The following is a 17,828-nucleotide window of genomic DNA, read 5'->3' on the forward strand; positions in this document are numbered from 1 at the left end:
CCCGCGGAGCGGGTACCACATCGCTGCGCGATGTGCAAGCGAACACCCGCGCTGCGCGCGGGTGTTGCGCTCCCGCTCCGCGGGAGCGCCGGCGGGACGCTGCGCGTCCCGCTCACCTCGGTTGCTGCGCAACCGGGGTGACGCTCCGTCCGCTGCGCTCCCGGAGCAGTGTGGGCTACGCCCACGCGAGGTAGCTTCCGCTGCGCTCCAGCTACAAGTGGCGCTGTGCGCCACCAAAGCCGGCATCGCTGCGCGAAGCCGGCCAACGGGCCTTGCGGCCCGGGCGGCAGCTAGGTGGGCCGCCTGCGTCGTGCAGACCGGTTGGCTACCAGCAGCCAGATCCACACGAGAACCATGCCGGCTGACACCAGGATGCGGCCTGTGCCATCACCATCGACTATCCGCCACACCAGCAAGCCGATGCCCAGGCAGAGCATCGGCCAGTAAAGCCACGGCCCCCAACTGTTGCCCGGCCTCGCCCATGACGGCGGAACGTAGGGCTCGGAGCGTTTCCTCATGCGCGCCCCCTCCTTCCTTGCCTGCAGCTGCCATCAAGCGCGCCTCTCCCCGGGCTAGATGCCGAGGCGGGCAGTCTGGCTTCCGATCAGATCTGCGCCACCAATATCCATGTGGCGATCGCCAGGAAGAGCACCCCCGTAACCCGCTGCATGGCGTACCCCTTACTGGTGGGCTCGGTCGCGTCCGGGTCCTTCACCCATCCCCGCTGAAGGTTCCTGTTCGCCTTCCAGAGCAGTTGCGGACGTGTGACTTGAATGAACCCCATGATCAGCAAGGCGCACAAGATCGGGATGAAAACCGGACTGCCGCCGCCATCGGAGGCAGCCTCCATTACCGCATCGCGATTCATGCATCTGCGGATGCCCTGACATCGCCTCAGATAACGGACAGCGCCCCCTCGGCGGATCCACTTGCTTCTCCGCCGCCCCACGATCCTTCCGGCTGCGCCTCCAGGAGCGGCGGCCCGCCGACACGGGCAAGGCTGGGTGCGAGGGGTGCTCGTGACTATCGGGCTCAGGCGTTCGCGTGGCGAGAGGCGAATGCCTGTCGCGGTGCAGCGTGATGCGCCGGCCTGTTTGCTGTGGCGGCCTGGAGGCGCCTCAGCCACAGGGAGGCCGTGAACAGCAGGCCGGTGAACACCGCCAGGAGAAGTACGGAGACCCACATCTGCCGGCTTGCGGGATACGCCCATCCCGTCCAGGCCGCGGCGGCCGCCCACAACAGGACCCCTACCGCGTAGAAGGCACGGACCTGACGCAGCTGGCGCTCGGCCCGCAGGGACATGAGGTGATCAGTCTTGGGTGCCATGCCGGCCCGTGTACCCCGAACCGCGCTATCCAGTGGGCTTCGTTTGATGCCCTTCAGGTTTCGCTGCCCGGCTTCCATGGCCTACCAGCCGGTTCGGGCGGCTGAGGACCATCCAGGGCGCTGCGGAGTTTCTCCTTGAAGCTTTTCGGCGGGGCCTCCTTCTCTTCCTGTGTATGCATGAGCCGGGCAGTGGTCACCCGTATGTGACACTCGCGGTGCCGCTGCCTGAGGAGCACCAGCCAGGCCCCGTCCTGGGTGAGGAAAGCATGCCGGGCCGGTTCGTCTCCCGGTCGGGCATGCCGAGCGAGCACTCCCGGCATGTAGTTCAGGGCCGCATCCTCGGCCGCGGCGGCGGCCTGTTCCTGATCTCCTGCGATGTGCTGAGTGGCCGCCAGTTTCCAGCGGTGCAATCTGAGTTCAACGCCGTCGGCGCGCTTGGTCTCTCGTGTGTCCTCTTCGACGAGGACGTACCACTCGGCGGTCATGGCGGGAGCCTATCTTCCCTCCACTGGCCGAACCGCGACCAGCCGATTGATGCAGCATGTAGAGTTGACGAAAATGTAGGACACCCTCACCGCTTGGACGGTGCGCAGCGCAGGCCGTCCAGAAAAGGGAAGCCGTATGTGGCCTGCTCGGGATGTGCCGCGGGATCGGGTCCGGCGTCAGGCAAATAGCCTGGACGGTGCCGTTGCGCAGCGGGTCGCAAAAGCCGCTGCGCGTGAGCGTGAGACAGCGGATCAGTCGCGGCGGGGCGATTCCTTCTCAGAGTTCGAGAGGGACCCGGAGCGGCTGGCTGACACCTGGGCGGCCAAGCATGTGGAGTGGCGGCGCGTCAGGGACTCGACGGCTGCAGCCGGCTTGGCGCGTACGAGGCGAGACAGGGGATCCAGGGCTCGGACTGGGCTCGGGAGCACGAAGATCAGAGTTCAGGTCCTGGCGCCACCCGCCGAGCGGGGCATGGTGGGCGAAAGACGGTACGGTGTCCGTCCCTTTCTTTACACCGTCCCGGTGATTTCCTGCAACGGTCGTAGATAGAGCTTGAGGAGGGGCACTAAATGCGGGGTATTCAACTCCGGGAACATCAGGTCGACCAGAAGGCTAGTTTCCGTTAGTGGGTCGGATTCTCTGCAAGGTCATCTGTGCCCCCTCAGGGAGCCCGTGGCACGATCGTGTCAGCTACCGGGTCCGGCAAAACGAGCATGGCCGCCGCGAGCACGCTGAACTGCTTCCCCGAAGGCCGGATCCTCGTGACCGTGCCGACCCTGGACCTGCTCGCACAGACCGCCCAGGCGTGGCGGGCAGTCGGCCACCACTCCCCCATGATCGCGGTGTGCTCGCTGGAGAACGACCCAGTGCTGAACGAGCGGACCTGACGCCCAGCGCCGCCCATGAACCACCTCTGGCTCGGTGCACCGACTACCGGCACTACCGTCGGATCATGGACTGGAACTTCCCCGACGACGACATCTTCTTCTGCGGCGGGTGCGGCGACGACGACACCCCCGACCCGCGGGTCCCGCGTCAGGACAAGGCCCTGTGCGTCCGCTGCGACAGAGTCGAACGGCAGGTCCGCCGATACCGGATCACCGTGCCGCGGAGGAACGCGATCATGCGCTTCCAGCGCGACGTCTGCGCCCTGTGCCAGGAAGGCCCGCCGACCGACCACTGCCCCGATGCCGTCAGCTTCTGGCACATCGACCACGACCACCGCTGCTGCCCTCCCGGCGGCTCATGCGGGCGGTGCGTCCGCGGCCTCCTGTGCCTGCCCTGCAACGCCACCCGCCTGCCCGCCTACGAACGCCTCCCCAACGTCCTCCGCGACAGCCCTCGCTTCAACACCTACCTCAACAGCCCACCCGCCCGGCACCCCGAAGCCCGCCCCACCGCCAGGGACCATGCAGGCCCCCGCGACGCATCCAGCTACCTCATCGACGCCTTTTTCACCGCCGCGGACCATCCCGAGGGGAACGCCCTCAGCTCCTGAACGCCGCTGTCCTCCCGGGCGGCGGCCGGCAGCCACGGGGCTTGGTTCGGGCTCGCGACGTTCGCCGTCCTGAGCGCAAGGCCAGAAAAGCGTCCTTGGCGAGCAGCAGGGCGCGGTGGCGGTCATGCCGCAGCTGCTGCGCCAGCCGATCCGAAGACGTCGTCGAAGCAGTGTGCTTGCTCCGTGCGTACGAGGTGGAAGGCACCGCTGCGGTGGCGCAAGGCGTGAGCGGTGTAGTGGACCACCTCCGCCGGCGTGAGGACCTTCAGGTCGCCGAAGACGTAGTACAGCGGAGTCGGAGCGTGGGCCGCGGTGAAAAAGAGGCCGGCGGTCACGGTGTCGGCGCTGACGGCGTAGCGGTCGGTGTCGGTGCTGGGCATGCGGTCCTTGGCGTCGATGGTGATCAGGTCGGCGCCGCGGGCGGCGATGAGGTCGGGGAAGTGCCGCAGGGCGGAGCGGGTCCGGCGCAGGGCTTCCCGTACGGCGGGCGGGTAGGTGCCCTGTCCGCAGGGCTGGACGGTCCAGCCGCGGGCGCGCAGCGCGGCCGCCACCCGACGTTCGTGCATGTCGCCTATCGCCTGGCGGTCCTGCCACTGCGTCACTCGGGTTCCCCCTGGGGTAAGTGCCACGATCCCTGTGCGTGATACGAAGGATTCATAGTTCGTCCTACCCTCCTGAAGGCTATGATGCTCCTCATGGCGGCATACGTTGACCCACGCTTTCGTCCTACGCTATGGCCTGGAACGCCCGTGCCGACACCGGAGTTGATGCCTCTTCGCGGAGCGCGGGCCGACGGTGAATGGATCGTCTGGACCCCGCAGGTCCGCTCCCGCTCGCACACGGTCCCCGTGCCGGAGGACTTCTACCTGCGCGAGTTCATGGAGGTCGACCCTGAGGACCTCGACGCCGTGGCCGCCCTGATGGGCGCCTACGGACACCTCGGCGGGAGCATCAACACCGGAAGCTGGGACGTCGACGTCTACGAGCGCCTCAAGGAGCTCACGGAGCGCGAACACCCCCGCGCGCCGTTCGCCCTGCACGGCGAACTGGCCACGCTGTTCATGAGGGAGGCGCAGGCGGCCATCACCACCTGGCTGGCCCTGCGCCGCGAGGGCGGGCTCGACGCGCTCATCGAGCCCGAGGTGTCCGAGGAAGAACTGGCGCAGTGGCAAGCGAGCAACGCTGATCTTGAGGAAGCGTGGCCGCGGGACCTGGACCACCTGCGCGAACTCTCCCTGGAGATCAGGATCAGCAACCTCGTGAGCGAACTGAACGCCGCGCTGAAGCCGTTCAGCATCGGCATCGGCGGCCTGGGCGACCGCTACCCCACCATCCTCGCTGTGGCGTTCCTCCAGCTCTACAACCACCTCGCCGAGGACGCCACGATCCGCGAGTGCGCGAACGAGACCTGCCGCCGCCACTTCGTACGCCAGCGCGGCCGCGCCGCATACGGGCAGAACCGCACCAGCGGCATCAAGTACTGCACCCGCGAATGCGCCCGCGCCCAGGCCCAGCGCGAACACCGCCGGCGCCGCAAACAGCAGACCACGACCCTCCAGCAGCCGCCGGCGCCTGGTCCTCAGTCTCACGACACCTCAGAGCCGACTGCCGAAGGGCGCTGACTGATGATCAGCCTGCGAGAACACCAGGTGGAAGCGAACGCGCGCATCCGGGCGTGGGCGGGATTCCCCACGAGGTCACCGGTACCGGCGCAAGGGCTGCGCGGGACCGTCGTCTCCGCGACCGGCTCCGGGAAGACGATCACCGCCGCGTGGGCCGCACGGGAGTGCTTCAGGGGCGGACGGATCCTCGTCATGGTCCCCACGCTCGACCTGCTCGTGCAGACCGCCCAGGCGTGGCGGAGGGTCGGCCACAACGGGCCGATGGTCGCGGCCTGCTCGCTGGAGAAGGACGAGGTCCTGGAGCAGCTCGGCGTGCGGACCACCACCAACCCCATCCAGCTCGCACTGTGGGCGGGGCACGGGCCGGTAGTCGTGTTCGCCACGTACGCCTCACTCGTAGACCGTGAGGATCCCGAGGACGTCACGGGCCGGGCGAAGGTACGCGGTCCGCTGGAGGCCGCTCTGGCCGGCGGGCAGCGGCTGTACGGGCAGACGATGGACGGCTTCGACCTCGCCGTCGTCGACGAAGCCCACTCAACCACCGGTGATCTCGGGCGGCCGTGGGCGGCGATCCACGACAACAGCCGGATCCCCGCGGACTTCCGGCTCTACCTGACCGCGACCCCGCGCATCCTCGCCTCCCCCCGCCCGCAGAAGGGCGCGGACGGCCGGGAGCTGGAGATCGCGACGATGGCCAGCGACCCCGACGGCCCTTACGGTGAATGGCTGTTCGAGCTCGGGCTGTCGGAGGCCGTCGAGCGGGGCATCCTGGCCGGCTTCGAGATCGACGTGCTGGAGATCCGCGACCCCTCCCCCGCCCTCGGGGAATCGGAGGAGGCGCAGCGGGGCCGGCGCCTGGCGCTGCTGCAGACCGCGCTCCTGGAGCACGCCGCCGCGCGCAACCTGCGCACCGTCATGACGTTCCACCAGCGGGTCGAGGAGGCCGCCGCGTTCGCGCAGACGATGCCGCAGACGGCAGCCCGGCTCTACGAGGCCGAGGTCTCCGCCGAGGCCCTGGTCGACGCCGGGGCCCTGCCGGAGTCGTCGATCGGCGCGGAGTTCTACGAGCTGGAGGCAGGCCGCCACGTACCCCCGGACCGAGTGTGGGCGGCGTGGCTGTGCGGTGACCACCTCGTCGCCGAACGCCGCGAAGTCCTGCGCCAGTTCGCAGACGGCCTCGACGCCGGCAACAAGCGCGTGCACCGGGCGTTCCTGGCCAGCGTGCGGGTCCTGGGCGAGGGCGTCGACATCGTCGGCGAACGCGGTGTGGAGGCGATCTGCTTCGCCGACACCCGCGGCTCCCAGGTGGAGATCGTCCAGAACATCGGCCGGGCCCTGCGCCCGAACCCCGACGGCACGAACAAGACCGCCAGGATCATCGTGCCCGTCTTCCTCCAGCCCGGTGAGAACCCAACCGACATGGTCGCCTCCGCCTCGTTCGCACCCCTCGTAACCGTCCTCCAAGGCCTGCGCTCACACTCCGAACGCCTCGTCGAACAGCTCGCCAGCCGGGCGCTGACCAGCGGGCAGCGGCACGTGCATGTGAAGCGGGACGAGGACGGGCGGATCATCGGCACCACCACCGAAGGAGAGGGCGGGCAGCACGAGAGCGAGGGCGCAGTCGAGTCAGCACTGCTGCACTTCTCCACCCCGAGGGACGCGACGACGATCGCGGCGTTCCTGCGCACCCGGGTGTACCGGCCCGAGTCGTTGGTGTGGCTGGAGGGCTACCAGGCCCTGCTCCGCTGGCGGAAAAAGAACCACATCACCGGCCTGTACGCCGTCCCGTACGACACCGAGACCGAGGCCGGCGTCACCAAGGCATTCCCGCTGGGGCGGTGGGTCCACCAGCAGCGGCGCACCTACCGTGCGGGCGAACTCGATCCCCACCGCACGACCCTGCTCGACGAGGCCGGGATGGTGTGGGAGCCCGGCGACGAAGCCTGGGAGAACAAACTCGCGGCCCTGCGCTCCTTCCACCGCGCCCACGGCCACCTCGCCCCCAGACGCGACGCCGTATGGGGCGACGCCGACAGCGAACTGGTCCCGGTCGGGGAACACATGGCCAACCTCCGCCGCAAGGACGGCCTCGGCAAGAACCCGCAGCGCGCCGCAACGCGGGCCACGCAGCTGGCCGCGATCGACCCCGACTGGAACTGCCCCTGGCCACTGGACTGGCAACGCCACTACCGCGTCCTGGCCGACCTCGCCACCGACGAACCCCACAGCCGACTCCCCGACATCCAGCCCGGCGTGCAATTCGAAGGAGACGACCTCGGCAAATGGCTCCAGCGACAACGCCGCAGCTGGGCGGAACTCTCCGAGGAACAGCAGCAACGGCTGACCGCGCTGGGCGTAACACCCGCCGAACCGCCCACACCGACCCCGTCCGCGAAGGGTGGGGGGAAGGCAGCAGCCTTCCAACGCGGTCTCGCGGCCCTCGCACAGTGGATCCAGCGCGAGGGCGCCCACAAGGTAGTACCAAGAGGACACGTCGAAGCCGTCGTCATCGACGGCCAGGAACACCAGCACAAGCTCGGCGTATGGATCTCCAACACCAAAACCCGCCGCGACAAACTCACCCACGACCAGCGCACCGCACTCGCCGCACTCGGAGTCGAGTGGGCTTAGCAGCAGGGTCTGCCTCAGCGGTTGGTGTTCTCCTCTCGGATCATCCGTCGGAGGCTGGTGCGTGCTGCCGCCAGGTCTGTTTCCAGGGTGCCCACGCGAGCCGGTGGTTGTCGTCGGTGGCCTGCTGGAGGCTGTCTTCGAGCCGTTGGTTGTTCCGGGTGAGTTCGTCGACGCGTTCGGTCAGGTGCCCGGTGTCGAGGGCGTCGAGTTGCTGCCCAAGCTGGCGTTTCCGTGAGCACCGACGCACTCCCCCGGACGCGGCCGTGGCGCCGTGGGCGGCGCAGCAGCCCCCGTATCTTGCCCCGCACCAGTTCAGTCTCCTGCCGCTGCCCGAACTGCTGCGCTGGGAGGTCCTCTACGGTCTGCAGCAGGTGGACCCGTGGCTGCGGATCTTCGAACCTGCGCAGGTCCGCCGCATGGTGCGGGACCTGGCTGAGACCGGCACGCTCATCGACGGCATCAGGGACCAGCAGATGTGCCCTCGCTCCACCGTTGCGGTCTTGCGGATGCTCGGCCGCGTGCGTACGGCGGTCCGTGCGGGCCATGCGGAGTACACCGGCACCGCGCCGGCACAGGACGACGTCCTGGATCTGCGTGCGCTCGGCCAGCGCTCCCGCACCCCGGCCGGTATCCGGCAGCCCAAGACCGTCGATCTGCGCACCATCCGGCAGCCGTGGCTGCGCGGCCTGCTGCGTACCTGGACCGTCCAGCAGCGCCCGGGAGCGGACGAGTTCGCCCGCACGCTGCGCGGCGTGGAGCTCGCCTCCCGGGCTCTCGCGCAGCGCCCGGGAACCGACGACCCCGCAGGCTTGCGCTACGACGACGTCACCGCCGTGGTCGACGCGATCCGCACGGCACTGAAACGGGACGGCGAACCGGCCGGCTGGAACTACCGCATGTCCATCGCCAGCCACTTTTTCGCCTTGATCGACTACGGCCACCGCTCCGGAGCCGCGGACGACCTCTCGGCCGCCTTTGTCCGTGACCCCGCCCTCCACCGCATCCCTGAGCAGGAGGCCAACGAGGACGAGATCGGCAAGGCGATCCCCGAACCGGTGATCCGCCAGCTCGACGCCCACCTCCACCTCCTTGGCCTGGGGCGGGCCCGCGGCCAGCGCACCCTCGCCCCCGACGACCTGCAGCTGATGTACCGCACGCTGTACATCCTGCTCAGAGACACCGGCCAACGGCCCCTGGAAGTCCTCTCCCTGCCCCGCGACTGCCTGGAGACCCGCAACGACCAGATCTCCCTGATCTGGAACAACCACAAGGCCCGCCGACACCGCCGACGCCTGCCCATCACCACGTCCACCGCCCAGGCCATCCGTACCTGGCAAGAACGCCGAGAACAGCTCCAGGCCAGCCTTCCGCCCACCGGCGCCGACTACCTCTTCCCCGCCCTCACCCACCTCGCCACCCGCCCCTACCTGCACACCAGCTACCTCGGCGAGACCCTGCGCGACTGGGTCGACTCCATCCCCCACCTGCACGGCGAAGGCACCGACACACAGGGCAACCCACTGCCTTTCGACCGCTCCCTCATCTACGCCTACGCCTTCCGCCACTCCTACGCACAACGCCACGCCGACGCCGGAACCCCACTCGACGTCCTGCGCGAACTGATGGACCACAAGTCCGTCAGCACCACCCAGCGCTACTACACCGTCTCCCTGAAACGAAAACGCGACGCCGTCACCAAGCTCGCCGCCCACGTCGTCGACCACCACGGCCACCCCAGCCCCAGCTCCGAGACCGCCTACGAACTGCGCTCCGTCGCCGTCCCCTACGGCGGATGCACCGAACCCAGCAACGTCAAAGCCGCAGGCAGCTCCTGCCCTATCCGCTTCCAGTGCGCTGGCTGCGGTTTCTACCGCCCCGACCCCTCCTACCTCCCGGCGATCGAACAGCACATCAACGAACTGCGCGCCGACCGCGAAACAGCCCAGGCGATGGACGCCGCCGAATTCGTCATCACCGCCTTCACCGCCCAGATCACCGCCTACGAGCAGGTCACCGACCGTATGCAGCGCCGCCTCGCCGCTCTCCCCGTCGCAGAACGCTAGGAGATCGAGGAGGCCAGCACCATCCTGCGCAAAGCCCGAGCCGGCAACACCCACACCCTCCTGCCGCTCACCGTCGTCTCCAGGACCGGCCCGGCATGAACCCCCGCGGCAACCCGCACACCCTCGCCCAGGCCCGCCACCGCACCAGCCTCGACAAACGCCAGCGAGCCCTGACCGCGCTCACCACCCTGGAACAACAGGGCGAAAAGATCACTCACACCGCGGTCGCCCGCACCGCCGGCGTCTCCACATGGCTCACCTACGCTGAAGGCATCCGCGAGCACATCGAAGCCGCGCAACAACGCCAGCACCCCACCACCCCCTCGCCCGCCCGCACCCGCAGCACCACCGCCACGCTGCGCACAGAACTCGAGCTCGCCAGGCAGGAGATCCGGACCCTGAGGGAAGACAGAGACCGGATGAGGAAGGCCATCCAGCGCTGCGCATGATGCCGGCACAGGCCCCGGCCGTACAGGCCCGGCAGCGGGCAGGCGGGAGCCGGGCAGGCAGGGGTATCAGCATACGGGACGGCGGTGTCCTCCCACCGGCCGGCGGTCTTGCGGGTGGAATGGGTTTTCCACTGGGTGTAGTGCGTGGCGCACAGTTCCTTGCAGTGGCGGGGCCGGACACAGCGCTGCCCGTCCTTCGTGAAACTGCACGGCTCCGGAACACCACCGAAGGCAACGCGGTTACGCACCGGCACGAAGGCCCGCGCGAACTCCGCGTCGGGCAGCGGCGACCGTTTCTGCTCCTCCTTGCAGAAAGGGCAGAAGATGTTGGCCGGTGAGACCACGGTGTCGCACGCCTCGGTACGGCACAGCGCAACCGAGCTGCGCGGCTCGTGGACACTGCCGGTGAACAGCCAGCAGTCCTGCCGCCATTCACTGGTCCGCCAGGCGGGATCGAGATGACCTCGCAGCCACGCAGCCCATCCCCCGCCGTCGAGATCCCCCGCGTTTTCGGCGCGCGGTGCGGGCAGCCGCGACAGTGCGGACGAGATGCTGCTCATCGGCGCTCCTTCAGAGAACCGACGCGTTCGACCGCTGCCCGTGCCTCGGCGTCGTTGACGTGCCGGTAGCGCTCCATCGACAACGGGGAGGCGTGGCCCAGGAGCCGCTGCACCACATCGCGGTCGACGCCGTCACGCAGCCAGCGGGTCGCCGCCGAGTGACGCAGCATGTGCGGACGACGCGCATGCCCGAGAGCAACGACGCCAAAAAAGCCACCGCCTCCGCCTGCAGATCAAACGAACCGGCGTCCACCACCACCCACCGCACCACACCGGGCACCGGAGAAACAGCACGCTCCGCCACAAATTCGGCATCCACGTGACAAACACAACCACCGCCCGCAGAACGGCGTACGGCACACGCTCACTGGCCATCCCCGCAGGCGACAACCCAAACAAACATCCCCCACCGCTGGCTCGCCCCGAGATAACTCTCGGCGGGGCCAGGACCAGGGGTCAGTGGGGTCAGCGCTCGTTTTCCAAAGCAGCGGTCAACCCGTAGGCACCTGCTTGCGAGAGCCTGTCGATGACGTCCAGGCAACGGATCCGTTCGGCCTGCCGGCTTTGCCGATAGAGGCGGAGGACTGCCGAGACCAGGTGGTGGCCGTCCGCCGCACGATGGGTTCTGAGGTCGCCGAGCTCCCTGCCCGCGTGCTGAACGATGCGTTCGCAGGCATCAATAGCGACAGTGGGAAGGGGGCCAGCGTGGTCGTAGAGAGCGAAGGCCAGATGTTCGAGGTGGTCGGGGAACGCCTTGCCATCGAGGAACGCTCTGACGAGTTCGTCGGCTTGCGCAGGAAACAGGTCGAACACCTGCCGCATGCCCTGGGAGGCGTTCTTTCGCACGTCGGCGTCATCGTCGTTGAACAGCGGGACAAGGTGCGGGTAGTGGTCGATGTTGTCGGCGAAGACCGATGCAGCCCCACGGCGGGCGAGGGCGTTGAGTTCATCCGTGCTGTTCGGAAGGTCAGGGGTGAGGCATCCCTGGATGGTGGCAACAGCCCAGGACTGGCCGGCAAGTTCGGCCGTATCGCCCGGCCCTTGGAGGGCTCGAGCGAGGTGGGCAGCGAAACGTGACGGTTCACGGACCAGTATGTTGATGAGCAGCCGTTGAGTGGTGGAGGCGTTGTAGGCATTGGCGTCCTGGTGGTTCAGGAGTTGCTCGGTGGTGTCCAGCGCAATCTGAGGGTCATGCTTCATCAAGGCCAGCACGGCCTGGGCGGCACAGACTCGGACAGCGAGCACAGAGTCGTTGGCGAGGCGGGTGACCAGGGGTGTCAAGGCGTGCAGGTGCTCACTGCCGTGGAAGAGCAGGGCTGCAACGGTGAGCGCTGCCTGGCCGCGGGTGGCGTTCATGCCGGCGGTCAGCAGATCCGTTCGGGTTCCCTCGGCATCGGCGTCGCGGATGTCCTGCTCGGGGTGGGGGTCCGTGGTGTAGCTGTCGAGGGCTGGCAGCGAAGCAGCAGTGAAGTTCTGCGGCGCCGACTGCAGGGCGCGGCAGATCGTGGGCGCGGCGGCGGGGCCGAGGATCTGGTGAGTGTGGAGAGCCAACTGCTCCCAACGGTCGGCGTCCAGATGAGGCGTGACCGCTCCCACGATCGCGCACAGGTAGGTGGCTGGTGCGTCCGGGCCAAGCGTGAAGGCGAAGTCGGTAAAGCGCTCGGGTTCCTGCTCCGCGCGGCTGCCCAGGGTCTGAGCAAGTTCGTGAACGCCCCCCTGAGGCGGCCAGAACCGCTCGGCCTGGGGCTTGGCGTACATGTTCAGAGCTCGGTGCCACTGTTCATTGGTCATGTGCCGGGCCGCATGGTCACTGATCGGCGAGCCGACGAACCCAGTCTGGATTGGTGTCGGTGGCGACGGGACCTGGCCAGGGAACTTGCGTTCCCATTCGGCGAGTCGGCGGCATCCCGCGTCGCTACGGCGCGAGGGGCAGATTGCCGACAGCAGCTCGTACTGGCTCCAGCCCCAGGCGCTGTGCTGCCCCTTCTGCCGTCGGTGTTCCCACGCCGGGTAGTAGTCGAGCAGCATCGCGGTCAGACGTTCCAACGTCTCGTCACTGCAGTGAGGCGTGGTTGCCTCGATGAGTTCACGCGAGGCCCAGCGCGCACTGCTCAGCCAGCCCAGGCGCAGGTTGCGTTCATCGTTCAGGAGCCAGGCGATCGCCTCGTCTGCCTGATTCATGACGGCGTAGACACGGCAGGCGAGGAAGCGCAGCTCTTGAACCGGTGAGGGAGTCAGTTGCTGCAAGGCGTCCGCAGCGGCAGCCGGGGAGTTGGCAGCCAGGGAGCGCAGTGCAGTGTCGAGGGCGGTCAGCAGTGCAGCGTCGACGCCGTGGCCGCCCACAAGGCGGTGAGCCCAACGGCCGCTGGGGGCATAGGCGTCGGTGCCCCCCGTGCTGCCTGCCGTAGCCACGTCGATGACAAAGGGCAGGACCTGGCTCACGTAGGCTTCCGGCTCGGCCTCCGCGATGCGGGAGAGGACCGTGTCGGCAAACTGGGAATGCGTTGACAAGTGCCCGGATTCGAAGGGGTCGCCGGAGTCATCGGCGCGCGCTCGGGCAAGGTGACGCCACAGATAGGCGCCTACAAGGCGCGCAGCGGGAGCGGGAGCGGTCTCGGCCAAACCGTAGAGGAGTGACCAGAAGTCACTGTTCACCGCGATGGGTCCACGCGCCTCGTCCGCATGTCCGCTCTCGATCAGGTCGACGGCGAGGTCAATAAGGCCGGGTGTGAGCGCCCACTCAATCAGCCGCAGAAGCCGCTGTCCCCACTGTGGCGTGGTGCCCGCATACGGTCGTACCAGCTCCGCAACACGGCTCGGGTCGGTGGCGCGCGACGGCCAGCAGTTCAGGGAACGCAGCATCGGCGGTCCGCGGCGTGCCCAGCCAGCGTTCCCACCTCTGATCGTGGTCGGCGGCGTCGAACCACTGCGGCAGGGCGAGCAGACCTCGTACCTTGCCCGCCACAGGCGTCTGACCCCAAGCGACCGGTTCGACGGCCTTCCAGTCAGGCAGCGCGGCATCGAACTGCCCGAGGACCGCGATAATCACATCATGCAGGTGCGGGCGGATCCGGTCGGAGCCCAGAAGCCGGCCCACTGTGGCGCGGAAACGTTCAGGGTCTGTGCCAGCAAGGTGTTCGAGGATCTGCCGGGTCTGGGCGCGACGGAACAGGTACTGACCTGAGTTGGCCAGGAACTCGTGGATGTCCTCTCCGGCGGAGATGAAGGACCGGGCGAAGAGGAAATCGAAGTAAGTCTCGTGGAAGAACCCGATCTGTTCCCCGTCGCGCACCAGCACACCGTGCGATTCGAGCACCTTGATGTGCTGGCGGGCAAAACCGTCGAGGAGAGCCATGGGTGCCTGGAGGGTTTCGCGTTCGCTCATGGAGGCGCACAGCGTGCCCGTGATACCCCGCCAGTCCAGTGCGGCGACCTGTCGCTCGATCTCCTCGCGTCGTTCATCGGTGTAGCGCGCGTACAGCTCCTGCAAGGTCCGGTAGGAAGCGGCCCGTGCGGAGGACGACAGACGGCTGAAGACCGACAGGTGCAACGGAGTCCGCAACAGCTCCAGCGTCACCGGCCCCAAGCCGTCGGGATCCGTCCCGCTGGCGGACAGCACAGCCCGCACCTGTTCCACGTCCAGCACGCTGAGGGGGAACCGGACTGTCCGGACGCGGTCGGCGACCAGGTCGGACAGCCTCCGGTCATTGTCGATGTCGATGGTGCGGGCCACCAGGAGCACCTTGACGTTCGGGGCGACGACCAGCTGTGCGAGTACGTCCTCCACGGCCTCATAGGCATCCGACATCCTGCCGTTGTAGGTGCTGACCGCATCCAGCTGGTCAATCACCAACAGCGCCGGCGCTTCGTCCGCGACCCCAGCCAGCAGCACCGCCGGCGAGTCCGGCAGGGTCATCCTGACCCCCAGGTCCTTGGCCGTCTGCACACTCGCGTCGGCGCCGTCCATCCGGACCGCGGCCGCCGGCCATCCCTGCTCGGTCAGCCGGACCAGGACGTCGGTGACGACCGCTGACTTACCCAAGCCAGCGCTGCCCTCGCAGACCACCATCTGCGGGCCGTCCTCAGCCACCAGGCGCTCGTACAGCTGCTCCACATGCGGACGAGCGGCCATCCCGAACGCGGGCTTGTCCCGTCGCACGCGCCGCACAAAGCGCTCGACCGTCCCGGCCAGGGCCGTGAGCGTCCCGGTGTCACCCGCCAGCAGACGTGGGCGCACCCCCGGCACGGTTAGAAGATGGCTGCGGATCTGGGAGCCGGTGAGACGCTGGTGCAGGTGCTCGTCGAGATAGCCGCTCAGCTGCCTGACGATCACTTCCGGGTCCCCGACAAACAGCAGCTCATACTCGGAGACCACCAGGCGGCGCAGTGCCTCTGGTGGGATGTGCTCCACGTGCACGGCCTGCAGATACCGCCAGCCGACCTCCCGGTCGACCGGCATCCCGTTGTCGGACCAGTTCTCGAGTACCTGTACAAACTGGGGAATCTGGGCCTTGGTGATCATGCCCTCGAACTCGGCGAGTGTGTCGGCGCCCCGGGCCCGCTTAGAAAGATCATGCAGTTCAGGGGCCCCCGTGGACAGCACAAGGCGCACCTTCTTGCCCCCCGCAAGATGCCCCGTGACCGCCTCGAGGATCTTGCCCGCAGCGCTCAGGGTCCACGGCCCCTTCGAGGGGACGTCCTTCACCTGCTCGCACCAGGTGCCGTCGTCCGCCTCGAGCTCGAACTCGATCCCGGCGCCCGCCGGCCCCGGGGGTTCCAGACGAATCCCCGTCGCCCGCCCCCGCAGCAACTCCGCCACCCTCAGCGCGGTCCACCAGTCCTCGTACCGGTTACCCGCCTTATCCGCAGCCCCACCCGCCAGCCCCACCCAGCCTCACTCCCCCAGGACATTCCATCGGTTCTCACCCTTTCGGAACCGCGCCACGCGACCCTACTCCCACCAACTGACAAACACTCAGAACATTACAAAACAGCCAAATCATGATCTTCTACAACTTCAGGCTCCACCACAACTGTCGGACCGCACGGAAGATTTCAGCGGGCGTGACTGTGACCTGGGCACTGAAATCTTCCGTGCGACGCCTTGGGGTGGCGCTAGCGCACCGATCGCTTCAGGTGACCGTGACGTCTCTTCTCCTCTTGTCCTGCGTGGTGATGGTCAGCGCTTTACGCGGCTGCGGACGGCAAGGACGGCCAGGCCGAGGAGGACGGGTTCGGCAAGCCGGGAGGTCATCTCGGTGTAGGTGCCGGTGGCGGTGAGGTCTTGTCCGGAGGAGCGGAAGATCACTGAATTGATCACTACCCGCAGACCCTTCTCCAGCCGTTCGGTGGTGACGCGTTCAGTCAGTGGACCGGAGGGGTTGACCGGGGCGGGGACGTCGGTGGTCAGGAGGACCTCCTGACCTACCGCGACCTGGCGGCCGGTGGTGGTCGGCTTCGGGTCATCGGCGGGCAGGCCCCACAGCACCATCACCGCGATCGTGGCGGCCATGGCCGCCACCAGCCAGGCCAGTGTTCGGATGGCGCGCAGCCCGTACCCGGACAGGGCCCAGTAGGCGGTCAGCAGTGCCCGTTCCCCCCAGGGCCGCGTGACGTCATGGCGGCGCATCTCGGACTCGCCGTAGTAGAAGTCGGCAGCGTCCGGCTCGTTCTTGCCGTCTTCCAGCGACTTTCGCAGTTGCCGGTACAGCGCCGCCACCATTGCCGGCTTCAGCACGGGGGCGTCCTGCGGCGAGGTCCAGCCCCGGGCGACGGCCCGGCCGGGGCGGCGGGCGGTACGCACTCGCCAATGGTGTTCCTCTACCAGTGTGTTGCGCTGGCTCGACGGCCAGGAAAAGGGTCGGCCCCAGCCAGCGGGAACGCCGGCGAAAGTGCACCAGCCGTCCACCTTCAGCTGGTCCAGGTGGACGACTCCGGCGAACCGGCAGGCACTCAGGTCGATGTCCTGCAGCGCCAGGTGCGCGGCATCCACCCCATCCACCGACATCAGACGCACTCCGGGCTCCCGGCCGGACAGCTCTGCCTCCGACAGCGAGACAGATACTCGGCTCCGAAGGGCGTTCGGGCGGGCGGCAACTGTCACGGGGTACTCGAAGACAGCGTCCCTCAGGTCCAGCTCGGCGTAGCGCAGACGCAGCGTGGCGGTCGATGCCCACCGGGTGCGCACACAGCTGACCTGATGGGCGGCAATCTCCACCGTCACCGGCTGCCCGAACACCGCACCGTCCATCACCACCTGCTTACTGCACACCAGTGGCCCCAGGAAGGACGACATCTCGAACCGTGCCCCGTGAAACCTGGCGTCGCCGGAGAAAGTTGCCCCCTGGAACGAGGTATCGCGAGAGAAGGTGGTTCCGTCGAACCGGGCGTCCTCGGAGAATTTCGCATCGACGAATCGCGCGCCAGCGGAGAAAGTTGCTTCGCTGAACCAAGTGCGGGAGAAGCGCGCGCCGATGAACCGGGCTTCGCCGGAGAAAGTTGCTCCGGCGAACGAGGCTTGGTCGGAGAAGGTCGCTACGTCGAATGATGTGCGGCAGGAGAAGGTCGTTTTCCCGAACCGAGCGCCATGCGAGAAGGTCGCGTTCTCGAACTCGGTCTCGCCGGAGAAAGCAGCTCCGTCGAACCGGGCGTCCTGGGTGAAGGTTGTTTCCCTGAACTGGGCCTTGCGGGAGAAGGTTGCCCCGTCGAACCGGACCTCGCGGGAGAAGGTTGCTCCATTGAACCGAGCCTCGCCGGAGAAGGTTGCCCCGTCGAACCGGGCCTCGCCTGTGCGGGGCTTACCAGTGGTGGGGTCACGCAGGGCGGCGAGGAGCTGGTTCAGCAGATTAGGGGTGAAGGGAGTGCCTCGGTGGTCGATGTCGGCGCCGGGTGACAGAACTGTGAGGTAGGCGGCACGGTCGGTGTCGTCCAGGTGGGCTAGGCAGGCGGTATGACTGCCGACGCGGAGGCCACGGCAGCCGACCGGATCCTCTGGAGTGGCGTCATGGGCACAGTGTGGCCACGCAGGTGGAGTGCTCGACGGCGTAGACGGCGTAGCAGACGGCATGCCCTAGGGACGCGCTGGCACCATCGGACAGTTGCAGGATTCGGTCGCAGCGAAGCTAACCCCTGAAAACTCCGATGCGTTACTGAAGGGCGCACTGAAAAGAATCATGCGCTACTGAAATCTTCGG

General features: G+C 67.8%; 13 protein-coding genes and 1 pseudogene. 7 read left to right on the forward strand and 7 right to left on the reverse strand.

Going from position 1 to position 17,828, the window contains the following annotated elements; translation table 11 throughout:
• Window positions 1-604: 604 nt before the first annotated feature.
• The 3 genes from GTY58_RS00005 to GTY58_RS00015 form a co-directional block, all read right to left on the reverse strand.
• Complete coding sequence (locus tag GTY58_RS00005; RefSeq protein ID WP_237528682.1) at window positions 605-868, reverse strand: DUF6199 family natural product biosynthesis protein; 264 nt, start codon at window positions 866-868, stop codon at window positions 605-607.
• Between the two features lie 164 nt (window positions 869-1,032).
• Window positions 1,033-1,326 carry a hypothetical protein gene (locus GTY58_RS00010; protein ID WP_037651945.1) on the reverse strand — a complete coding sequence of 98 codons (294 nt, stop codon included), beginning with the start codon at window positions 1,324-1,326 and terminating at the stop codon, window positions 1,033-1,035.
• Window positions 1,327-1,379: 53 nt separating this feature from the next.
• Complete coding sequence (locus GTY58_RS00015) at window positions 1,380-1,811, reverse strand: hypothetical protein (protein WP_010981437.1); 432 nt, start codon at window positions 1,809-1,811, stop codon at window positions 1,380-1,382.
• A gap of 570 nt (window positions 1,812-2,381) precedes the next feature.
• Here GTY58_RS00015 and GTY58_RS00020 point away from each other — a divergent pair.
• Both GTY58_RS00020 and GTY58_RS00025 read left to right on the forward strand, forming a co-directional pair.
• Window positions 2,382-2,690 (forward strand): annotated as a pseudogene (locus GTY58_RS00020) (DEAD/DEAH box helicase family protein); the annotation flags it as partial.
• A 74-nt stretch (window positions 2,691-2,764) separates the two neighbouring features.
• Window positions 2,765-3,310 carry an endonuclease VII domain-containing protein gene (locus tag GTY58_RS00025; RefSeq protein ID WP_010981439.1) on the forward strand — a complete coding sequence of 182 codons (546 nt, stop codon included), beginning with the start codon at window positions 2,765-2,767 and terminating at the stop codon, window positions 3,308-3,310.
• A 122-nt stretch (window positions 3,311-3,432) separates the two neighbouring features.
• Here GTY58_RS00025 and GTY58_RS00030 read toward each other — a convergent pair whose 3' ends face one another.
• A complete protein-coding gene (locus tag GTY58_RS00030; protein WP_037651948.1) occupies window positions 3,433-3,912 on the reverse strand; it encodes a hypothetical protein in 480 nt (159 codons plus the stop codon).
• Window positions 3,913-4,077: 165 nt separating this feature from the next.
• Here GTY58_RS00030 and GTY58_RS00035 point away from each other — a divergent pair, with 165 nt between their 5' ends.
• From GTY58_RS00035 to GTY58_RS39955, 5 genes are all read left to right on the forward strand, one after another.
• Window positions 4,078-4,932, forward strand: coding sequence for a CGNR zinc finger domain-containing protein (locus GTY58_RS00035; protein WP_042494090.1), 855 nt, complete (start codon window positions 4,078-4,080; stop codon window positions 4,930-4,932).
• Between the two features lie 3 nt (window positions 4,933-4,935).
• On the forward strand, window positions 4,936-7,563 hold the full coding sequence (locus GTY58_RS00040; RefSeq protein ID WP_010981442.1) for a DEAD/DEAH box helicase: 2,628 nt from the start codon (window positions 4,936-4,938) through the stop codon (window positions 7,561-7,563).
• A 103-nt stretch (window positions 7,564-7,666) separates the two neighbouring features.
• Window positions 7,667-7,798, forward strand: coding sequence for a hypothetical protein (locus tag GTY58_RS41445; protein ID WP_255253769.1), 132 nt, complete (start codon window positions 7,667-7,669; stop codon window positions 7,796-7,798).
• Between the two features lie 28 nt (window positions 7,799-7,826).
• Window positions 7,827-9,626 carry a site-specific integrase gene (locus tag GTY58_RS00045; RefSeq protein ID WP_242432120.1) on the forward strand — a complete coding sequence of 600 codons (1,800 nt, stop codon included), beginning with the start codon at window positions 7,827-7,829 and terminating at the stop codon, window positions 9,624-9,626.
• A 95-nt stretch (window positions 9,627-9,721) separates the two neighbouring features.
• Entirely contained in the window at window positions 9,722-10,075 is a 354-nt protein-coding gene (locus GTY58_RS39955) for a DUF6262 family protein (RefSeq protein ID WP_052082438.1), read from the forward strand.
• Between the two features lie 556 nt (window positions 10,076-10,631).
• Here the strand turns inward: GTY58_RS39955 and GTY58_RS00055 are convergent.
• The 3 genes from GTY58_RS00055 to GTY58_RS00065 all read right to left on the reverse strand — a co-directional run bounded on the left by GTY58_RS00055 (window position 10,632) and on the right by GTY58_RS00065 (window position 17,701).
• Window positions 10,632-10,805: a tyrosine-type recombinase/integrase gene (locus GTY58_RS00055; protein WP_010981445.1), complete on the reverse strand. Its 174-nt coding sequence runs from the start codon at window positions 10,803-10,805 to the stop codon at window positions 10,632-10,634.
• Window positions 10,806-11,100: 295 nt separating this feature from the next.
• Window positions 11,101-13,497 carry a hypothetical protein gene (locus GTY58_RS00060; RefSeq protein WP_010981446.1) on the reverse strand — a complete coding sequence of 799 codons (2,397 nt, stop codon included), beginning with the start codon at window positions 13,495-13,497 and terminating at the stop codon, window positions 11,101-11,103.
• A gap of 2,317 nt (window positions 13,498-15,814) precedes the next feature.
• Window positions 15,815-17,701 carry a pentapeptide repeat-containing protein gene (locus GTY58_RS00065; protein ID WP_010981448.1) on the reverse strand — a complete coding sequence of 629 codons (1,887 nt, stop codon included), beginning with the start codon at window positions 17,699-17,701 and terminating at the stop codon, window positions 15,815-15,817.
• Between the last annotated feature and the right edge of the window lie 127 nt (window positions 17,702-17,828).

The sequence above is a fragment of the Streptomyces sp. SID5469 genome, from assembly GCF_009862865.1.
GTDB lineage: Bacteria > Actinomycetota > Actinomycetes > Streptomycetales > Streptomycetaceae > Streptomyces > Streptomyces avermitilis.